Below are 16,247 nucleotides of genomic sequence, written 5' to 3'. Positions count from 1 at the left end.
GTAGGTGATCCATCCGACACCCGAGCGACCGGTCAGACGTCAAGCTGAGCACGTTCAGCTGTACCTGACTGAGCACTTCGACGAGTACGCGGACAACAGGTGCTGACGACCGGTGGCCCACCGGTCGCGTGGTCGGTCGGGCAGCTCCTGCGAGGGCTGCGGGCAGCCGGCGCAACGTCGATAGCCGCTCCACGGTGCGGTGAATGCGGACGAACGCTGACCTACATGATCAGCCGGCGTGGATACCTGCTCTGCTCGCCCTGCCGCGATACGGCCCAAACCTGCGCCGCCTGCGGAGACCAGCGGCGAGTCAGCACCCGCGACCGTCACGGACAGCCTCGCTGCGAACAATGCCCCGACGACCAGGGCGACCCGATGGTGCTGCTGGCGGAAGCCGTCACCATGATCTCCCCGGGCCTGGACCCGGCCGACGTCGGGGCTGCACTGGGTCGGGCGACGGTCCGCCCGGCCGGGCAACGTCGGCTGGCCTGGGCGATCGTGAACCAGCCGTCGCTGCTGACCGGCGCGGGCAGCGACGCCCCCACCCCGGCGGTCCTGCGCTTCATCGACGAACTCCTCGCGGCGGGCGCCAGCAACATCGCGCGACCGTCGTGCCCGCGCTGCGGTCGGACCGTGGCACTGTCGAAGCTGCTGGACGGGCAGCGGATCTGCCGGACCTGCTTCGCGCACCACCGGGCGGTGCCCTGCGCCGGGTGCGGAGCGGTCCGTGAACCGGCGACCCGCGATGCCGAGGGCCGTCCGCTGTGTCCGAACTGCCTCAGCAGCGATCCGATCAACCTCGAAGACTGTCGTGGCTGCGGGCGGCGACGGCGCGTCGCGGCCCGAACCCCGGACGGCCCGTGGTGCGATCATTGCCGGCCTCGCACCGCCGCGACGTGCGGGATCTGCGGGCGATCGACACTCTGCGAGATCTCCGCCGCGACCGGCGAACCGTGGTGCGACCGGTGCCAATCATGGTGGGCCCGTTGCAGCGGTTGCCACACCATCGCCTCGATCCGCGGCGGTACACGCAAGGCGCCGTTGTGCGCGAAGTGCCTCAATCCCGATCCCGATTTCTGGGAGCGATGCCCGGTCTGCAAAACCACCTGGCAGACGAGCGCGCACCGGCCGTGCCATCGCTGCACTCTCGCGCAACGCGCCGACGAGGTGTTCGCCGGCCCCGACGGGTCCGTTCGCCATGAACTGGCCCCTCTGCACGCGGCGTTGATCGGAATCGACCGGCCGGTCACCGCAGTCGCCTGGCTGTCGCGGCCGGTCGTCACCGGGCTGCTGAAGGAGATTGCAGCCGACCAGCGCGCGGTGACCCATGACGTCCTCGACGAGCTCGCGGCCGGCAAGACCCTCGACCATCTGCGGGCCGTCCTCGTCGCCGGAGGCATGCTGCCTGACCGCGACGAGCGGCTCGTCAAACTCGAGCGCTGGACTGCCCGGATCGTCGCATCTCGTGGCGACCACGACGAACGGGCGATGCTTCACCGCTACGCGGTCTGGCACCACCTCCGACGCCTGCGGCAACGCGTCGGCGCCGGCCATGCCACCCACCTGCAGATGGCTAACGTCCGCAGCCACATCACCGCCGCCGTCAACTTCCTGGACTGGCTGACCAGCAGAAGTCTGACCCTCACCACCTGCACCCAGCCCGACCTGGATCAGTGGAAAGCACGCGAGGACCTCAGCTACCGGGACCAGACCGGCCACTTCATCCGCTGGGCGACCAAGAACCGGCTGGCAAAGGGGCTGACCTTCGGCGCCGAGCGTTGGCAGGGCCCGGTCGGCCCTCACGATTCCGAAGGCCGCTGGGACGACGCCCGCAGACTCCTCCACGACGCAACGCTGACCACCGCCGACGGGTCGCCGGACTTCTCCTGCTCTTCTATGCCCAACGGCTCAGCACGATAAGCGCCCTCACCGTCGACCAGGTCAGCGAGGCGACCGGCCGGGTTGCAATCCGGCTGGGGACCGCCCCGACGGTCCTGCCCGAACCGCTCGCCGCACTGGTCCTCGACCTGATCGCCACGCGACGCCCCTTCACAGTGATCGGACATACCGACCAGACGCCCTGGCTGTTTCCCGGCCAACGCCCAGGCCAGCACATCAGCGCCGCTCGTCTCGGCCAACGGCTGATCAACATGGGGATCCAACCTGGCCAGGCCCGGTCAACGGCCCTGTTCGCCCTCGCCGAGGAAGTCCCGGCCGCGATCCTGGCCCGCATGCTCGGCATCCACATCCAAGTCGCCGTCCAGTGGCAGAAGGCATCCGCCGGCGACTGGGCCGCCTACGCCGCCGACGTCAGCCGCCGTGTCCCGGAGAACCGATGAAGCTACCCATCACCATCCACCAAGCACGGCTCGGCGCCGTGGAGTTCAAAGTCATCCGACCAGCCCAGCCATTGATCCACGCCGTGCTCGCCGACCACGATCGGCACCTGGACGCCTATCTCGATCAAGACGCCGCGCGGCGAATCGGCGGTCTATGGACGCTCGCTGCCTCTTCACCGCGCTCACTGGTCCACCTGCCGATGCGAGGCAACCAAGCCCCCTCCCGCGAACTGCCCGAAGGCGGCATGCGTCAGCTTGATCTCGTGCTGCTGCATCACTCGCTCCAGTTCGCGCCGTCACAATGGAAGGCGGTGCGCGGGCGACTCGGCCCGGGTCGTCCGCAGACCGTGGCGCTGCCCGATCCGGGACGTACAGGCGACGCCGTGATTGACCACGAGGCACGGCACTACCGGGAGAACCGAGACCTGTTCCACCAGCATCTCCACGCCGAGACCCTGTTCATGACCGGCAGCGCGAAGGTGTTCAGGGAAACCGCCCGGCACTTCCTCAACGTCGCCCGAAACGGTCCCAGCTACGTCCCCGTCCATCCCAGCTACCCGTACTTCTGCACAGAGCTCCACTCCAACGACGGCATTCTCGGCGACGCGCGCGAGATCCACATCGAGTACTGCGACCAGTGGGACTCATGAACCGACGGACAGAACCCTGCCGCCCATGACGGCTGGCCCGTGACAGCAACTTGCAGTCCGGAACCGTTCGATGTCTCGCTGGAGGGCGGGTGGCACGTCGACCAGCTCCGAGACGATCACGCGAAGCTCGTGCCGGAGTCCGGCAGACTCGTTCCAGACCGCTGGATCCCTGGTGAGGACTGCGGAGAGCAGATCACCCGGGTACAAGTCGCCCTCTGTCAGCGGGTTCTCCCGCAGAAGCTCCAGCGCTATCGGAAGGAGATACCGCAATCCCACGTCCTGTCGGATCAACAAGCGCATGTCCTCCACGGTCAGCTCGCCGATCGGCTGACGCCGGAGGACATGCGCGACTGCGACGAGACGGGTTGCGTCAGCTGGAGGGGCTGGCCAGCGGTCGCGTTCAAGCTCCTCGAGGGAGCGGTCGCGGTTCACGGGTCGAGTCACCGGTTGATTCTCTCTCGTCGCGAGCGCGGCCTGAGGCATTCGGACACTTCCAATACCCGACTCCACCATTAGCCGCCCGCCAGGAGCACGCCGAGCAGGCGTTCCTGGCCACCGCCAAGCTGCGGGCCGACGGCACCCGCGTCGTCTTCTCCCACGACGACCACGACAGCCTCCACCTGTTCAATCGCGCTGACCGATTCCTCCCGCACGGCTGGTGCCTGCTGCCGCCCCTGCAGACCTGCGACAAGGGAAACGCCTGCCTGACCTGCTCGGTCTTCGTCACCGACGCCTCCCACCAGCCCGCCCTGGAGCGGCAGTTGGCCGAGACAGCGGCGCTGATCGACCGCGCCACCACCGCATTCCAGGAACGTCACGGCCGTCCGATGCCCGAGGACAACGTCTGGCTCCTCCAGCGCCGGGCCGAGCACGCGGCCCTCACCAGGCTGCTGGACACGATCTGCGCCAAGCCCGGCCGCGCGGTCCAGGGCGCCGGCTGCGGCACCGGCCCCACTGGACCCGTCGCTCTCACTCTCGACCTCGACCGCCACCGAAGGACCCGGCCGTGACCGACCCCCGCTCCAAGCGCACGCAAACCCTCACCGCCGCCGCGAAGGCGAAGTCGCAGGCCAAGACCCAGGCCGCCGAGCAAGCCATTCGGCGGCTGATCAAGCGCGGCGAGGCGATCACCTTCCAGGCCGTCCAGCGCGAGGCCAGCGTCTCCCACGCCTTCCTCTACAACCACCCCGACCTGCGCGGACGCATCGAACAGCTGCGAGCCCAGGCCCGCCCCCTCCCCGCACCGGCGATCCCGGCGGACGCGGAGAGCACCCTCATCCTCGCCCTGACCAGCCAGATCACCCGGCTCAAGAAGCAGCACCGCCAGGAGATCCAGGCCCTACGGGACGCACTGGAACAGGCCCACGGCGAGAACCTCGACCTCCGCCGCGAACTCAACCGCCGCGGCTTGCCTGGCCAGGTCCAGCCCAGCTGACCTGCGGGCAGCGAACCTACGAACCCGAACGCAGACCCAAGGCACTGTGCTGCACAGCCCCAGCGGCAACATCCGTATTCCCGGACCTCTCGCGGGCCAACTCCACCAGCTTCTCCCGGAGCTCTCTCGCCGGCTCCCCGAGAACTATTGCGCTGAGCACCAGCTCCAGCATCAGACAGTCATAGTCGGTCGAGTTCCCATGCAGGCCCCCGCGGCCAGCTTCCACGACGGCTGAGGCGATCCGCCAGCCACCGCCCTCGACAGGTGCGAATGTCGCTTCAAAGACGCCAAAGCCGGTCCAGCTCCGGTGCAGGAACACGACATCGCCCTCAACGACAACGTTCCACTTCTCATCCATACCCCGGGACCGGTAACCGAGTTGGATGCGCTCCCACTCCTCATCCGACCAGATCCGGTCCGGCAGGACGCCAATCGCCGTGGGAACCATGATCGACTGGAGGGGTTTGCGAAACGAGGATCGGGTCACGCGTTCGTCAGCGGGCATGCCGAGATCCTACGGACAGGACCCCGTCGCAGGACAGGGACTTTATGCTGGCTAACCCCTTACATCTATGTCTTCGACGTCACCACCAGGGCGATTGCCTGGACCGAGCGCTTGACCCCCAGATAACGGGCGGTCCGCAGACGCAAAGGCTCTCCCGGCGCCTCACCCATTCCAGGGTCTTGAGGGCGTCCTGGGTGGCGCGGGGTATGGAGGATGCCGTCTCGTCCCAGTCGCCGAACGTCTTCCCGGCGGGGAACCCGGCCCGCTTGCGGCGGGTGTGCAGGTTGGCGCGGTCGCGGCCGGCGGCCTCCTCGGCCAGCAGGACACGGACGACCTCGGCCGGGTCCCAACGCTGGGCCTTCGCGGTGGGGATCAAGTCGCCGAGCGCGCGACGGATGTGAGGCAGCTTCAAGCGACGGGTCAGCGCGATCGCCTCGTTCAGGGGATCGCCTGCCGAGCCGGGGACGCTGCGGAGCGGGGTCGTCATCGAAGGTCGTCCTGTTCGTCGTCGGTCGCGTCGCTGCTGGTGGTGGGGCCGAAGCGGGCCCAGGCGGAGGTGCCGGGCTGCAGGCTGTGGGCCTCGCTCGCGCGGGTTGCTTCGGGGATGCCGTGTCTGGCCTGGTAGTCGAGGATCGACAGCAGGTCCTTCTCGGCGAAGCGGCCGGTGACCGCGGCGGTGCCCAGGGCCCGGTCGACCTGGGCGGCGGGGAAGAGCTTGGACAGCGCAACGGCTTCGGCCATCTTGGCCTTGACCCTGCGGGTGCCGGCGGTGGCCGCCTCGACCAGCCAGGCGGCGGCTCCGGGTCCGATCATCAAGAACGCGGCCTCGTCGGCGCTGGTGGCGCGCGGGGTGCGGTCGCCCTCCTTGTTCTCGCGCTCGGGGTAGTGGGCCTCGTCGATGACCGGGCTGCCCGGGGTGCCGCGCTGGTGGCGGGCCACTTCGGAGGCGGTGCCGTCGGCCTGGACGGCGGTGACGATGAGCTCGTCGCCGTGGAACCGGGCCCAGACCCGGGTGTCGATCAGCGGGTGCGGGACTGAGTAGCCCACTGCCTCCACCGAGATCGTCGCGTCCCAGTTGACCCGGCGGGTGGTGCCGAACGCGACGGTGAAGGGCTGTTTGGGCAGCGGGTGCAGCCGTTGCTGTTCCTCGGCGAGCATCTCGACCGGTCGGCGGCGGGTCTCGCGGTGGACGCGGTTGTTGACCTCTTCGCAGAAGCTGCGGCAGGCCGCCTCCAGCACGGCGAAACTGCGGTATTCCTCAAGGAGGTTGACGTCCTTGGGGACCAGGTCGGCCTTGGCGATCCGCACGGTTGCCTCGCTGCCGCCCTTGGTCTCCGGGTCGGCTGGCAGGCAGGTGCGGATGGTCATGCCGTAGTGCCGGGCGACCTCGACGATCTCCGGGTTGCGGACCGCGATCCCGGCGATGTGGTCGGTGCTGACCGTTTTCTCGTTGTCGGTCAGCGCGTAGGCGGGCACTCCGCCGATCCTGCGCAAGGTGGCATCGAGGCAGGCGGTGATCGTGGGCAGGGTCTTGTCCCAGACCGGGATCACGACCCGGAAGCGGGACCAGGCCAGCCACGCGCACCACAGCGAGGTCCGCCGCCCGCCGGCTCGTGGAGCGGCCCATGATCAGTGAAGACCCCTACGCGATCTGGCCCTACCACCTGCACGGCGCCATCCGCACCGCGCTGCGCACCGACGACACCCACGCTGCGGACCGCTGGACGCCGGCCGACTGGCACCAGGCCGCAGAGCGGGCCCTGGCCGCGCTCGGCGGGCAGTGGCGCACCCACTCCCCCGAAGCCGGCAGGGCCTGGCTCGTCGCGTGCCTGCGCCAAGGGCTGCGCCTCGCACGAGACCACCACCTGGACGACCTCACCTGGCTCACCGACGCCGCCCACGCCTACATCGACGACTCGGTGTGGGAGCCCATCGCCCCACCCGCCCCCGCACAGGGTGACGGCCCGGCCGCGGACACGCCCGCCGACGCCCTGGCCGAGCTGCTGACCGCGATCAGCCGCCGCCAGCACGAACACCGCGCGCAGACCGCCCGCCGCCTGAGCGCCGTCCTGGACAGCGGCCTGCTGTCCGAGGAGCTGACCGACCTCGCGGTGTACTACCGGGCCAAGGCCGACAAGGACCTCGGGAGGACAACCGCGTCTCTCGAGGGCATGCGCCACGTCACCACCCAGGGCGGGCGCCTCGCCCCACAGGCGCAGCGCGGCATCGCCAACCTCGCCCGCATTCACGGTGACTTTCCCGCCGCGCTGGCCGCCGCCTCCACGCTGACGTGGAAGAGCCGCCGGCACCGCGTCCGGGGCGACATCCTGTGGCCGCAGGGAGACTTCACCGCGGCCGCACAAGCCCTGCGGGACGGGCGAGCGGAGGCCGAGCAGCACGGCGCACACGGTGAGCGGGCCATCGCGCAGACCCGCCTGGCCCTGGTCACGGCGTTCACCGACCCCGACCGGGCCGGCGAGGAGATCGACCTCGCCCGCCAGTACCTTGAGCCCCTCGACCAGCGCGCCACCGTGCTGCACGCCCACGTGGCCGGCCTGGTCCGCGACGCCGGCACCGACAACCAAGAGATCGCCGACCGCGCCGCCGTCCTGCCCGCCCAGATCGACGTCGCCGGCCTGCCCTGGCTCATCCCCCTGCTGGAGACCTCCCTAGCCTTCCACCATGCCGTCCGCGGCGCCGAGGACGACCTGAGCGCCACCATCGCCCGGCTGCGCGAGGCCACCGCGGGCGGCGACTTCGCCTACTACCTGGACATCGCCCACTTCATGGCCGGCCGGCCGCTGCCTGCACCGTCCACCACGCTGTGGCTCGACGACGAGGAGACCGTCCGCAACCGCTGGCGCGCCTTCGTCGCCGCACGGCGGAACCACCTGGACACCCGGCGCTGAAGCCGAGAAGGCCGGCCCCACCACCGGGGCCGGCCTCCGTATCGATCGCGGACCGCGTTCTACGTGGCGGCGTACGGGTTGACGATGGTGTGGTGCCGTTGGGCGGTTTCCAGGACCTCCTGGGGAAAGCGGGGCCCAGCGATGTAGTGACGGCCCTTCGTCTGCCCCACCGCTGTCAGCAGTTCCGCCTTGGTCAGGGCCTGCAGGTCCCTCGTCGCCTGTTGAGTGTTGATCGCTTCGGCTTTCTCGTAGCGCGAGCGGCGCACCCGCCCCACCATCGCCACTTCGTGCAGAGCGGTCGTCTGCCGCTCGGTGATCCCGTACCGGTCAGCCGCCTCGATGAGCTGCGTCCAGCAGTTGTTGGACCGGTCGACGCGGCGCTGGACCCGCTGCGTCTGCTGGTGGTAGGCGAGGAGATTGAACTTGATCCACGGCAGTGTGTCCCGCTGGGGTGACCAGACCGGACCGCCGACCTCGCGCAGAACCTTGTAGTACTCCCAGGTGTTGCCGGGCATCCCCAGCCACTCCTCGATCGAGGAGAACTCGGGGGCGAGGACTCCGCCCCGGGCGATCAGGAGGGTCTGCAGAGAGCGGGACATCCGGCCGTTGCCGTCCGACCAGGGATGGATCTTCACCAGGTTGAGGTGCGCCATCGCGGCCCGCACGAGGACGTGGCTTTCGAGGTCGCCCTCGTTGAGCCAGTCGACGAGCTCACCCATCAGACCGGGCAGCAGCTCCTGATCCGGTCCCTCGTAGTCCGTGGCGAGCTCGTCACCGGGGGCCGTGATCCGGATGGCCGTCCTGCGCCACTGCCCGGCGGTCTTGAGCGGGTGGTGGTGGCCCTGGAGCATCCAGTGCAGGGCGTTGAGAAGTTCCTTGCTGTACCGGAAGTCAGCGGCATCGTGGAGGGACTGGATGTAGGTCATGGCCTGCTGGTAAGCCAGGGTCTCCGTCTTGTTCTCGTCGCTGGCCTCAACCTCGCGCTCGCCGTCAATCAGGTCGGCGACGTCCCTCACATCGACCCGGTAGCCCTCGATGGTGTTCGAGGCCGCGATGGCGCTGGCCGTGAGGGCCTTGCGCAGGTCGAGCGTCCATTTCATGGGGGCCTGCTGAACCGCGTGCCGCAGCTGATCGCGCATGGAGTTGATGTGCTCCAGGACCTGATGGTCGACGGACTCAAGGCGGGGCGTCTGATACAGCATGAATCAATGATACCCAGCTCCTATCATTCATCAATCCAGACTGCCGAGCCTCGGTCCTGGTTACGCAGCACCGCGGGCGGCAGCCGGCTGCGACTGGCGGGCGATGCGCAGCGGGACGGCTCCGCCCCGGGCGACTGCGAGGGCGGCGCGGTGGCTGTCGCGGAGCCGGCGGGCGCGGGCGACATCGGCCAGGGCCTGCTCGTCCTGGACCGGCAAACGGTGAGCATGCTCGGGTTCGCGCAGCTTGTTGTAGTGGCGGCGCAGGATCTCCTCCCGGGTGGCTGCGGCTTCGTCGGCGGCGGCCTGGCGGGCGGCGGCGTTGTGGCGCATCTGCTGGCGGAGCTCCTGGTAGGCGGGGCTGTCGGCGAGCGGCGGCGCGGCGGCCTGGTCGTTGTGCCGGGGGGCCGGGACGGCCGGGTCGGTGTCGGGTGCCGGGGCGGTGGTGGCCGGTCCGACGCGGATCTCCAGAGCGCGGACGGTGTCCGGGCGGGCCTGATTGAGGCGGTCGAGGATCTGGCGCTGCTCCAGGCGGAGCTTGGTGGCCCAGGCCGGGGAGTCGACGGTGACGCGCAGGGTGCGGGTGTCCGGGTTGAACCCGGCCGGGAACCAGTGCAGGGCGGCCTCGGTGCCGACGAGCTGGGCCCAGTTGTCGCGCATGGTGCCCTGGGCGGTGCCGAGCACCCAGCCGTGGGCGGAGGCCATCGCGGGGACGACGGCGGCCAGGGCGGAGGGCTCGCGGGCGTCCCGGCCGGCGCGGGCGATCTGCTGGCGGGTAGGGCCGGTCAGATCTGCCAGTCCGGGTCGGAGAAGGTCAAGCCGCCAGCCGCGAGCGGACGGCGGGCCGGAGCGGGCACGGCCGCGGTCTCGCTGGATGGCTGGCGGAAGTCGGCGCCTTGCTCGACCGGCAGCAGTCGGCGCCCGCCGGACTGAGCGGGCACGGGAGCGTCGGTGGGGGACTCGGAGAAGCGCAGGGAGAGCCTGCGGCGGTCAGTCATGATCACCAGTCTCGCAGCCCGGCCCGGACCGGAGAGACCAGACCGCTACCACCAGTGATAGCGGTTTGGCCCTGGCCAGCAGGGCCAGCCGAGGCCCGCCACTGTTTCAGATCCCCAGAACAGAGTGGTCAACGCAGCTACCACTCCCCCGCCCGCCACGGGGCCGACCGCGAGCCGTCGCTCTGCCGAACCGCCTACGTACACCTCGCGGTCTGGCCCTATGGGCGGGGCCAGACCGCTATCACCGGTGCTAGTGCACCGGTCCCGGCCAGCAGGGCCAAGCAAAAGGCCCGGACAGATGTCTGGGCCTGGCAGGCCGTAGAGGCCTGGAAGTTCTGTGTGGGGATAACTTTCAGGGGGCTGTAACCCGCACTCATCCAGCAGCGGCCAGCCCGGACCTACCGGTTCGGGGTGGGCGCCGGCGGTAGCGGCCGGACCGGTCACGGTCCGGCCGGTGCGGTGACGGTCCGATGGCGGGGCCGGCCACGGCCCTGGTGGCGGATCCGGCGGCGCAGTCCAGGCGGCAGCGAAGGATGGTCCAGCGCATCCGGGCGCTGGCCAGGGTGCGGTAGCGGAGCGCTCCGCGCCCAGCCGTCCACACGGCCTCGGTCCGCATCGGTTCGCAGCTGCCGCCCGTTCCCGGTCTGGTCGGGAGGGCAGGCGACGCGCGTTCCGATGGTGAGGCCGCCCCAGCTGCGGCCTCACCATTCTCACACCTTGCCGGGTGGCTGGCGTTAGGACGTGGGAGACGGTTCTTCGGCAGGAGGGAGTAGACAGGGGGTAACGACCCTCAGGTACATGCGGTCTCCGCTGCCCGAGGTCTCCGCCGTGGCGAGGTACCGGCTGCTGGGGTGGTAGGCGTCGACGAGCGCGTCCGGCTTGCCGTCCACGGTCTCGCGGTAGCCCTGCACCGTCAGGCCCTCGCCGGCCAGCATGTCCCGGACCTTTCTGACCACCTCCGGGTGCTGGGCTCGCGGCACCGAACTCTTCACGCTGTACATCAGGATGTACCGGTCATCGGAGGCGGTTTCGCCGTTTTTGCCGGTGCACGGGGTGAAGAGCGCGTCGATGGTCGCGGGGTCGGTCTCGATCCCGGCGGTCCGGGCCATGTGCTCGGTGATCTGTTGGGCCCAGGTCTGGGCGTCGTCCTTGGATTTCACGGGTGGTGTGTCACTCCTGTCAGCGGGACCGGCGGAAGAACACCCGCCGAGCACCGCGAGCAGGAGCACGGTGGCGAGAAGCCGCGCGGGGGTGCGGGGTGCGGTGGCAGTCATGGTGCTCCTGAGCATGTGGCCGGTCGACGGTCAGCTGGTGGTCGGGGGTCAGTGCGGGACGGTGGGGAGAACCGTCGGGGGGCGGCCAGCGATGATCCTCCCCTGGTTGGCGAGGCTTTGACTCGCGCTGTCCCAGTAGCCGCCGTGTCCGCTGGTGTCGATCTGGATGTTCTGCCCGCCGAAGTAGGGATTCTGGGGGCCGCGGCCGGATAGATCTCCGCCGACCTCCCGGATGAAGTCGTCCCGGGCCGTGCCGACCCAGACATGCTTGGGGTCGATGTTGAGCTCCGACGCGGTGTCCACTCCCATGCCGGGGCTGCCGAGCGCGAGGATGTCGTCGGCGTTCACCCCGCCACCGTCCCGTGCGGCCGCACCTACGACATAGGTGCCGTAGCTGTGCGCCATGACGGTCAGGTGCGAACAGACACCGTTGTCGCCCTCGGCCACCCGCAGGCCTTTGGTGAAGTTGCGGAGATCCGGTGCCCCGGCGTCGCCGCGTGCGGTGCCGGCCACGCTGCCGTTCAACCACTCCGGTGTCTCGTAGCCCAACCATGAGACGACAGCGACACTTTCGCCATCGGCTTTGTCCTCGGCTGCCTTCTGGAGACGCCGGATGTGGTCCATCTGCCCCGGCACGCCGGCGAAGACGGTCCCGGTGCCCGGCACGAACACTGCCGTGTGCTGGGACTTATCGGGATTGCCCGTGGAGACGATGGCCCGGCCGTTGTGTGCCTCGGGGTCGAGTCCGAGCAGGAACATCCTGTGCGGCTCGGGGTTCCCGTCGGACGCCGTCAGCTTCCTCTTGATCTCCTCCAAGGCCTTGATCCGCGACTTGTACTCGTCGTCGTCGATGCCGAAGTCGCTGGGCTTCCCTGTCCGGTAGGCGTCCAGCTTCTCGTCGAGCACCAGGCGGTTCGCCTCGTCCCGGACGGTCGTGGGAAGGCCGTCGAGCCTGCCGATCTTGTCGGGGTGCAGGGCCAGGTAGGCCTCCTGCTGTTCCGGGGTGAGCCCCTTCCACCACGCGGCGGACTTCTCCGGGTCCTTGCCGTCCGGGATGTAGGGGTCGACCAGGCCCAGATCCTGCATCGCGGCGGCGGCCGCGTTCTTGGCCCCGGCGAGCGCGCCGTTCACCCGGGTCGGGTCGAGAGCATTCGAACTGAGCCGGCCCAGGGCCGTGTTCCCTTGGTCACTCGCCGTCTGGGCGTCCTTCAGCGCGGTGTTGATCCGGTCCTGGAAGCCCTTCATCTCCGAACCGAGCTGTTGGCGCGCCTTCTGCGCCTCGGGGTCGTTGTGCTCCCCCTTGCCTTCGGGCGGGAGGCTGACGACACCGTCGGCGGACACGTTCAGGCCCGCGTCCACCGCGCGGTTCACGGCGTTGGTGAGGTTGGTCTGCGCCTGGTAGATCCGGTCGGCGACGGTGTTCAGCACCAGAGCCGCAGCGTCCGCCTCCATCTTGACGATGTTCAGCTGCTGCTCCGTCTTCGCCATGTACGAGAGCGCGGCCTTCGCGTCGTCCCCTTCCCAGTTTCCGGCCAGCGGTCCGTTGACCTGGCTACGATGCCGCTGACCCGTGCTCTCCGCCGCGTGTCCCAACGCTGTCCAGGCCTTCGCCGCGTCATGCAGTCCGTGCGGGTCGAACCTCACCAGGAGTTCGTAGAGGCTCACTTGCCCCCCTGCGGTGCGACGGCCCACGCACCGGCGATCGCTCGGTCCTTGTGCTCATGGGCAGTGGCGTTGGCATTCAGGTTGGCTGCGGTGTCCGCGAGGCGCTGGCCCAGGTCACCGAGCGGCTTGGACCAGCCGGTGCCCAGCTGCGCGAGTCCGCCGGCGATCGACCAGCCGGCGAGCTGGCCGGAGACGGTCTCGCTGGTGGTCACCGCGTTCTGGACGGGCGTGCACAGTTCCTCCCCCAGACCCTTCGCGATACCTGCGGACGCCCGCAGATCCGCCGGTTGGACCACAACCCTGCCAGTGGCGTTGTCACCCATGTGGGTTCCCCTCCCCGAAGATGAACGCGTAGTCCCACTCCCCCGCAGGACGCTAGACCTGCTGTGTGCGCTACGCATCCGTACAGATACTCAGATGCTACGGGCCGCACCTGACGCACACCCCGGACTTGGAAAGCCCGCGGCTGTTCGGGCTGGTCGGTCACCGGTTGCCGTCGGCGGCGCGCACCCGGTCGGCGGCCTCCTTCGCGGCGGCCGGGGCGGTGAGGCGTTGCGGGCGAGGTCGGCCTCGGCGTCGGCCAGGGGGAACGGGCCAGTCGGGCGAAGGCGTCAGCCCGGTGGGCGGCGACGGCGTCCCGGACGGTCTGCAGGTCGGACCCGAGGGCGGCCGTCGCCGGGTACATCTACCCGGCTCACACCGACCACCATGGCCGGATCTGGATCGACATGGACGGCGAGTACTGACACGGCCACTGGGCCCACGCATCGTGTGGCAGGCCCAGCGGCCAGTCGGGCGGGTGCCAGTCCTACGGCGTCGGCGCGCAGCGTTGGCAGCGCCGGTACTTCCGGCCGCCCTTCGGGCCGGTGTGCCGAGCCTCCCACACGCGGGTTTCCTCGATGGTCATGACCGTCCATCCGCTGTCTGTCTTCGTCGCCGCCAGCTCGAACTCGAAGTCGGCTTCGGTTCCGCCGTAACGTAGGTTCTGCCGGTGGCAGAAGAGCCGGCGCTCTTGCACGTACTCTTCGCCGACCGGTCGGCTCCACTCTGTCGGCATGGTGTGCCGCACCACGGGGCAGGTCGTCTCGTGCAGTCCTGCGGAGCGGCCCGCGGTGAACGGGTACTCCTCCGGGGTGTTGTAGCGACGCCACCGCTCGGCCAAGGCGTCGAGGTGCGGCTCGAAGCGGTCGCCGTAGTTCTCGCAGTCTGGGCACCCGCCGTCTCGGATGCACCAGGCGAGAAGGTCGTCGTGCTGCTCGTGCTCGCGCAGGTTCCACCGGTCGTACAGCTGACCGGCGAGCCGCAGAAGCAGTTCGCGCGTCTCCGTAGCTGTGATGGTTCCGGCCTCGATGGCGGCGACGATGTCGATCATCGCCGGCAGCTCTACCGACTGGCCGTAGCCCTCCCTCAGCGGGCGTTCGCGCTGACGCGGGAAGTCGATCCCGAAGGTGACGAGCACGTCGGGCATCTCGATCCCCGGAGCGCTCACGCTTACCTCTCCACTGATCCCCACTGCTTCATCCCTCTCATTGGTCGGTCAGCGGACAATCCCGGACCTGCGGACTGGCTGGCCACCTGGGTCAGTCGGCACGCAGGTCGTGGGGCGCCTCGAAGGCCGGGCCGCCACCGTCCGGGTCCTGCTCGCTCGCGCACGTCCACTTCTCTGCTGATCATCTGGTGTGGCCCGGGCTGGCGAACGGGTTGTCGCGGCCACCCTGTCGCACCACCGCGCGGTTGTCCCGGCTTTCCCCGAACGAGCGAGCCCGGCTGCGGCTCACGCCGCTCCGGTCCGCGGCGGGGCCGGGCGGGCGGTGCGCAGCGGAACCGCCCCGGCCCGGGTGGCGCGGGCGACGGCGAGAGCGGCACGGTGGCGCTCTCGCTGCCGGCGGTCGTGCTCGGCGGCGGTCGTGGCGGGGGTGGAGGCCGGGCAAGCCGGCCGAACCCGCCGGTACGACGAGCCCGACCGGCACCTTGGTGCCCGGCGAGTACTTACCGCCGGGCGGTCCTCGCCCGGCAGGCCTCGCAGGCGTGGACGCCGGCGTCGCCGTAGCGGCGGATCGCCGATCCGCAGCCGGCACACGGCCCGATCTGCCAGGGCTCGCAGCCCTGGGCGAGAGCGGCTTCTCGGCGCTGGGCCTCGGTGGCGTCGAGCTGGCGGTCCTGCCGGGGCACCGTGAACAGCCGCTTGGGGACCTCGTCGAAGGTGTGCAGGCCGGAGCCGGCGGAGTTGCCGCGCCGGGGCCGGGGGTCGTTGAAGGTGAAGGTCTCCTCGCCGTAGCGGCAGGCCGCGTCGAGTTCCTGGCAGGTGTAGGTGATGACGGCGTCCGCCATGTCGGGTTCGGCCGGGGAGTCCTCGTCCTCGTCGGGGCCGAACATGTCGTGCCAGCGATCCCGGTCGGCGGCGGGCACCCACATCCGGGAGACGGAGCGCGGGTCGCGCTGGCTGGGGATGCGCATCGGCACGAACTCGCCGTCCGCGCTGGCGACGACGAGCTGGTCGACCTCGGTGGGCGGCTTCACGGGCAGGCACAGCGCGGGCAGGAACCACTCGGCGTGGAAGCGGCCGCAGAAGCTGCCGTTCACCGGGCAGGGCCGCACGCTGCTCGGCAGGCACTTCCACTGCTGCAGGTGCCGCACTCCGGCGCGCACCGTCATGGCGAGCGGGGAGGCGATCTCCTTCCAGCTGAAGTCGTCGACGCGGGCCCACGGCGCCCGCTCGACCACGGCGGAGCGGTCGGTGTTGGTCACCCACAGCGGGACGATCCCGTGCTCGGCGGCCGCGCGGGAGCGGCGGCGGACGGTGTCGGCGGTGATCGGCGAGTACTGGGCCTCCCAGCCGATCCGCCGGCCGTCGTCGCCGGTGACGAGGACGTCGGTGCGGATCCGCCCGTCGGTCGCGCGGGCCTCGACCTCGGCATGCAGGCCGTGCCGTTCAGCGGCCCGGGCGATCCGCTCCTTCATCGCCTGGTGTTTCGCGCTCTCCTCGGCGGTGGGGGTGTGACGCACCGGCAGGTGGGCGGCCACCCAGAAGGTGGAGCCGCCGACCGTCCGGCGGCGGATCGTCATCCACGGGGACCGGCCGTCCTCCTCGGCCTGGCAGGCGCCGTCGCGGTGGTGTTCCAGGCACTCCAGGAGCTCGCGGTCACGCTGGTCGATCGGAGTGGTGATTTCCTTCAGAAGGCCGGGCCGTTCCGGATGGTTGAGGTCGGGCATGGTCAGGTTGATCTCGATGCCGTACGCGGTGTGGAAAACGCCGTTCGCCATATCCGGAGA

The 16,247-nt window shown here is 70.0% G+C and carries 17 protein-coding genes and 2 pseudogenes; 6 read left to right on the top strand and 13 right to left on the bottom strand.

Going from position 1 to position 16,247, the window contains the following annotated elements:
• Positions 1 to 375: 375 nt before the first annotated feature.
• From AC0B61_RS35515 to AC0B61_RS35505, 3 genes are all read left to right on the top strand, one after another.
• Positions 376 to 1,920, top strand: a complete 1,545-nt coding sequence (locus AC0B61_RS35515) for a hypothetical protein (protein WP_471746410.1) — start codon at positions 376 to 378, stop codon at positions 1,918 to 1,920.
• Between the two features lie 230 nt (positions 1,921 to 2,150).
• Positions 2,151 to 2,339 (top strand): hypothetical protein, encoded by a 189-nt coding sequence (locus AC0B61_RS35510; protein WP_471746408.1) that lies wholly within the window; start codon positions 2,151 to 2,153, stop codon positions 2,337 to 2,339.
• A complete protein-coding gene (locus AC0B61_RS35505; protein WP_471746406.1) occupies positions 2,336 to 2,989 on the top strand; it encodes a hypothetical protein in 654 nt (217 codons plus the stop codon). The genes AC0B61_RS35510 and AC0B61_RS35505 overlap by 4 nt, the downstream gene beginning before the upstream one ends.
• Here AC0B61_RS35505 and AC0B61_RS35500 read toward each other — a convergent pair.
• Both AC0B61_RS35500 and AC0B61_RS35495 read right to left on the bottom strand, forming a co-directional pair.
• Positions 2,984 to 3,421 (bottom strand): contact-dependent growth inhibition system immunity protein, encoded by a 438-nt coding sequence (locus tag AC0B61_RS35500; RefSeq protein ID WP_471746404.1) that lies wholly within the window; start codon positions 3,419 to 3,421, stop codon positions 2,984 to 2,986. The two genes, AC0B61_RS35505 and AC0B61_RS35500, sit on opposite strands and share 6 nt — an antisense overlap.
• Positions 3,422 to 3,501: 80 nt before the next feature.
• Positions 3,502 to 3,807, bottom strand: coding sequence for a hypothetical protein (locus AC0B61_RS35495; RefSeq protein WP_471746402.1), 306 nt, complete (start codon positions 3,805 to 3,807; stop codon positions 3,502 to 3,504).
• A gap of 9 nt (positions 3,808 to 3,816) precedes the next feature.
• On the opposite strand from AC0B61_RS35495, the gene AC0B61_RS35490 reads away from it, so the two are divergent.
• Both AC0B61_RS35490 and AC0B61_RS35485 read left to right on the top strand, forming a co-directional pair.
• Entirely contained in the window at positions 3,817 to 3,999 is a 183-nt protein-coding gene (locus AC0B61_RS35490; RefSeq protein WP_471746400.1) for a hypothetical protein, read from the top strand.
• Positions 3,996 to 4,424, top strand: a complete 429-nt coding sequence (locus AC0B61_RS35485) for a DUF6262 family protein (RefSeq protein ID WP_471746398.1) — start codon at positions 3,996 to 3,998, stop codon at positions 4,422 to 4,424. The genes AC0B61_RS35490 and AC0B61_RS35485 overlap by 4 nt, the downstream gene beginning before the upstream one ends.
• A gap of 16 nt (positions 4,425 to 4,440) precedes the next feature.
• Here the strand turns inward: AC0B61_RS35485 and AC0B61_RS35480 are convergent, their stop codons facing one another.
• From AC0B61_RS35480 to AC0B61_RS35470, 3 genes and pseudogenes are all read right to left on the bottom strand, one after another.
• Positions 4,441 to 4,929 carry a hypothetical protein gene (locus AC0B61_RS35480; protein ID WP_471746396.1) on the bottom strand — a complete coding sequence of 163 codons (489 nt, stop codon included), beginning with the start codon at positions 4,927 to 4,929 and terminating at the stop codon, positions 4,441 to 4,443.
• A 130-nt stretch (positions 4,930 to 5,059) separates the two neighbouring features.
• Positions 5,060 to 5,416: pseudogene (locus AC0B61_RS35475) on the bottom strand (ATP-binding protein); the annotation flags it as partial.
• Positions 5,413 to 6,546, bottom strand: a pseudogene (locus AC0B61_RS35470) (Mu transposase domain-containing protein); the annotation flags it as partial. The pseudogenes AC0B61_RS35475 and AC0B61_RS35470, both read right to left, overlap by 4 nt.
• A gap of 8 nt (positions 6,547 to 6,554) precedes the next feature.
• On the opposite strand from AC0B61_RS35470, the gene AC0B61_RS35465 reads away from it, so the two are divergent.
• Positions 6,555 to 7,838, top strand: a complete 1,284-nt coding sequence (locus AC0B61_RS35465) for a hypothetical protein (protein WP_471746394.1) — start codon at positions 6,555 to 6,557, stop codon at positions 7,836 to 7,838.
• Positions 7,839 to 7,897: 59 nt separating this feature from the next.
• Here the strand turns inward: AC0B61_RS35465 and AC0B61_RS35460 are convergent, their stop codons facing one another.
• The 8 genes from AC0B61_RS35460 to AC0B61_RS35425 form a co-directional block, all read right to left on the bottom strand.
• Positions 7,898 to 9,040, bottom strand: a complete 1,143-nt coding sequence (locus tag AC0B61_RS35460) for a Fic family protein (protein WP_471746392.1) — start codon at positions 9,038 to 9,040, stop codon at positions 7,898 to 7,900.
• Positions 9,041 to 9,100: 60 nt separating this feature from the next.
• A complete protein-coding gene (locus tag AC0B61_RS35455; protein ID WP_471746414.1) occupies positions 9,101 to 9,763 on the bottom strand; it encodes a DciA family protein in 663 nt (220 codons plus the stop codon).
• Between the two features lie 59 nt (positions 9,764 to 9,822).
• Positions 9,823 to 10,035 carry a hypothetical protein gene (locus tag AC0B61_RS35450; RefSeq protein ID WP_471746390.1) on the bottom strand — a complete coding sequence of 71 codons (213 nt, stop codon included), beginning with the start codon at positions 10,033 to 10,035 and terminating at the stop codon, positions 9,823 to 9,825.
• A 734-nt stretch (positions 10,036 to 10,769) separates the two neighbouring features.
• Positions 10,770 to 11,195: a hypothetical protein gene (locus AC0B61_RS35445; RefSeq protein WP_471746388.1), complete on the bottom strand. Its 426-nt coding sequence runs from the start codon at positions 11,193 to 11,195 to the stop codon at positions 10,770 to 10,772.
• A gap of 162 nt (positions 11,196 to 11,357) precedes the next feature.
• Entirely contained in the window at positions 11,358 to 13,001 is a 1,644-nt protein-coding gene (locus AC0B61_RS35440) for an alpha/beta hydrolase (RefSeq protein ID WP_471746386.1), read from the bottom strand.
• Positions 12,971 to 13,297: a hypothetical protein gene (locus tag AC0B61_RS35435; protein WP_471746384.1), complete on the bottom strand. Its 327-nt coding sequence runs from the start codon at positions 13,295 to 13,297 to the stop codon at positions 12,971 to 12,973. Before AC0B61_RS35435 ends, AC0B61_RS35440 begins: the two co-directional genes overlap by 31 nt.
• A gap of 485 nt (positions 13,298 to 13,782) precedes the next feature.
• Positions 13,783 to 14,442 carry a hypothetical protein gene (locus AC0B61_RS35430; RefSeq protein WP_471746382.1) on the bottom strand — a complete coding sequence of 220 codons (660 nt, stop codon included), beginning with the start codon at positions 14,440 to 14,442 and terminating at the stop codon, positions 13,783 to 13,785.
• A 521-nt stretch (positions 14,443 to 14,963) separates the two neighbouring features.
• A complete protein-coding gene (locus AC0B61_RS35425) occupies positions 14,964 to 16,238 on the bottom strand; it encodes a competence protein CoiA family protein (protein ID WP_471746380.1) in 1,275 nt (424 codons plus the stop codon).
• Positions 16,239 to 16,247 lie beyond the last annotated feature (9 nt).

The sequence above is a fragment of the Kitasatospora sp. NPDC023385 genome, from assembly GCF_055664045.1.
The sequence above is the reverse complement of the archived record's forward strand: the minus strand, read 5'-3'. Positions and strand labels throughout refer to the sequence as shown.

Bases quoted from the DNA above. Each gene is read 5' to 3' on its own strand.
- AC0B61_RS35515 (WP_471746410.1), top strand. From the start codon at position 376: ATGGTGCTGCTGGCGGAAGCCGTCACCATGATCTCCCCGGGCCTGGAC.
- AC0B61_RS35510 (WP_471746408.1), top strand. From the start codon at position 2,151: ATGGGGATCCAACCTGGCCAGGCCCGGTCAACGGCCCTGTTCGCCCTC.
- AC0B61_RS35505 (WP_471746406.1), top strand. From the start codon at position 2,336: ATGAAGCTACCCATCACCATCCACCAAGCACGGCTCGGCGCCGTGGAG.
- AC0B61_RS35490 (WP_471746400.1), top strand. From the start codon at position 3,817: ATGCCCGAGGACAACGTCTGGCTCCTCCAGCGCCGGGCCGAGCACGCG.
- AC0B61_RS35480 (WP_471746396.1), bottom strand. From the start codon at position 4,929: ATGCCCGCTGACGAACGCGTGACCCGATCCTCGTTTCGCAAACCCCTC.
- AC0B61_RS35465 (WP_471746394.1), top strand. From the start codon at position 6,555: ATGATCAGTGAAGACCCCTACGCGATCTGGCCCTACCACCTGCACGGC.
- AC0B61_RS35460 (WP_471746392.1), bottom strand. From the start codon at position 9,040: ATGCTGTATCAGACGCCCCGCCTTGAGTCCGTCGACCATCAGGTCCTG.
- AC0B61_RS35450 (WP_471746390.1), bottom strand. From the start codon at position 10,035: ATGACTGACCGCCGCAGGCTCTCCCTGCGCTTCTCCGAGTCCCCCACC.
- AC0B61_RS35435 (WP_471746384.1), bottom strand. From the start codon at position 13,297: ATGGGTGACAACGCCACTGGCAGGGTTGTGGTCCAACCGGCGGATCTG.
- AC0B61_RS35430 (WP_471746382.1), bottom strand. From the start codon at position 14,442: ATGCCCGACGTGCTCGTCACCTTCGGGATCGACTTCCCGCGTCAGCGC.
- AC0B61_RS35425 (WP_471746380.1), bottom strand. From the start codon at position 16,238: ATGGCGAACGGCGTTTTCCACACCGCGTACGGCATCGAGATCAACCTG.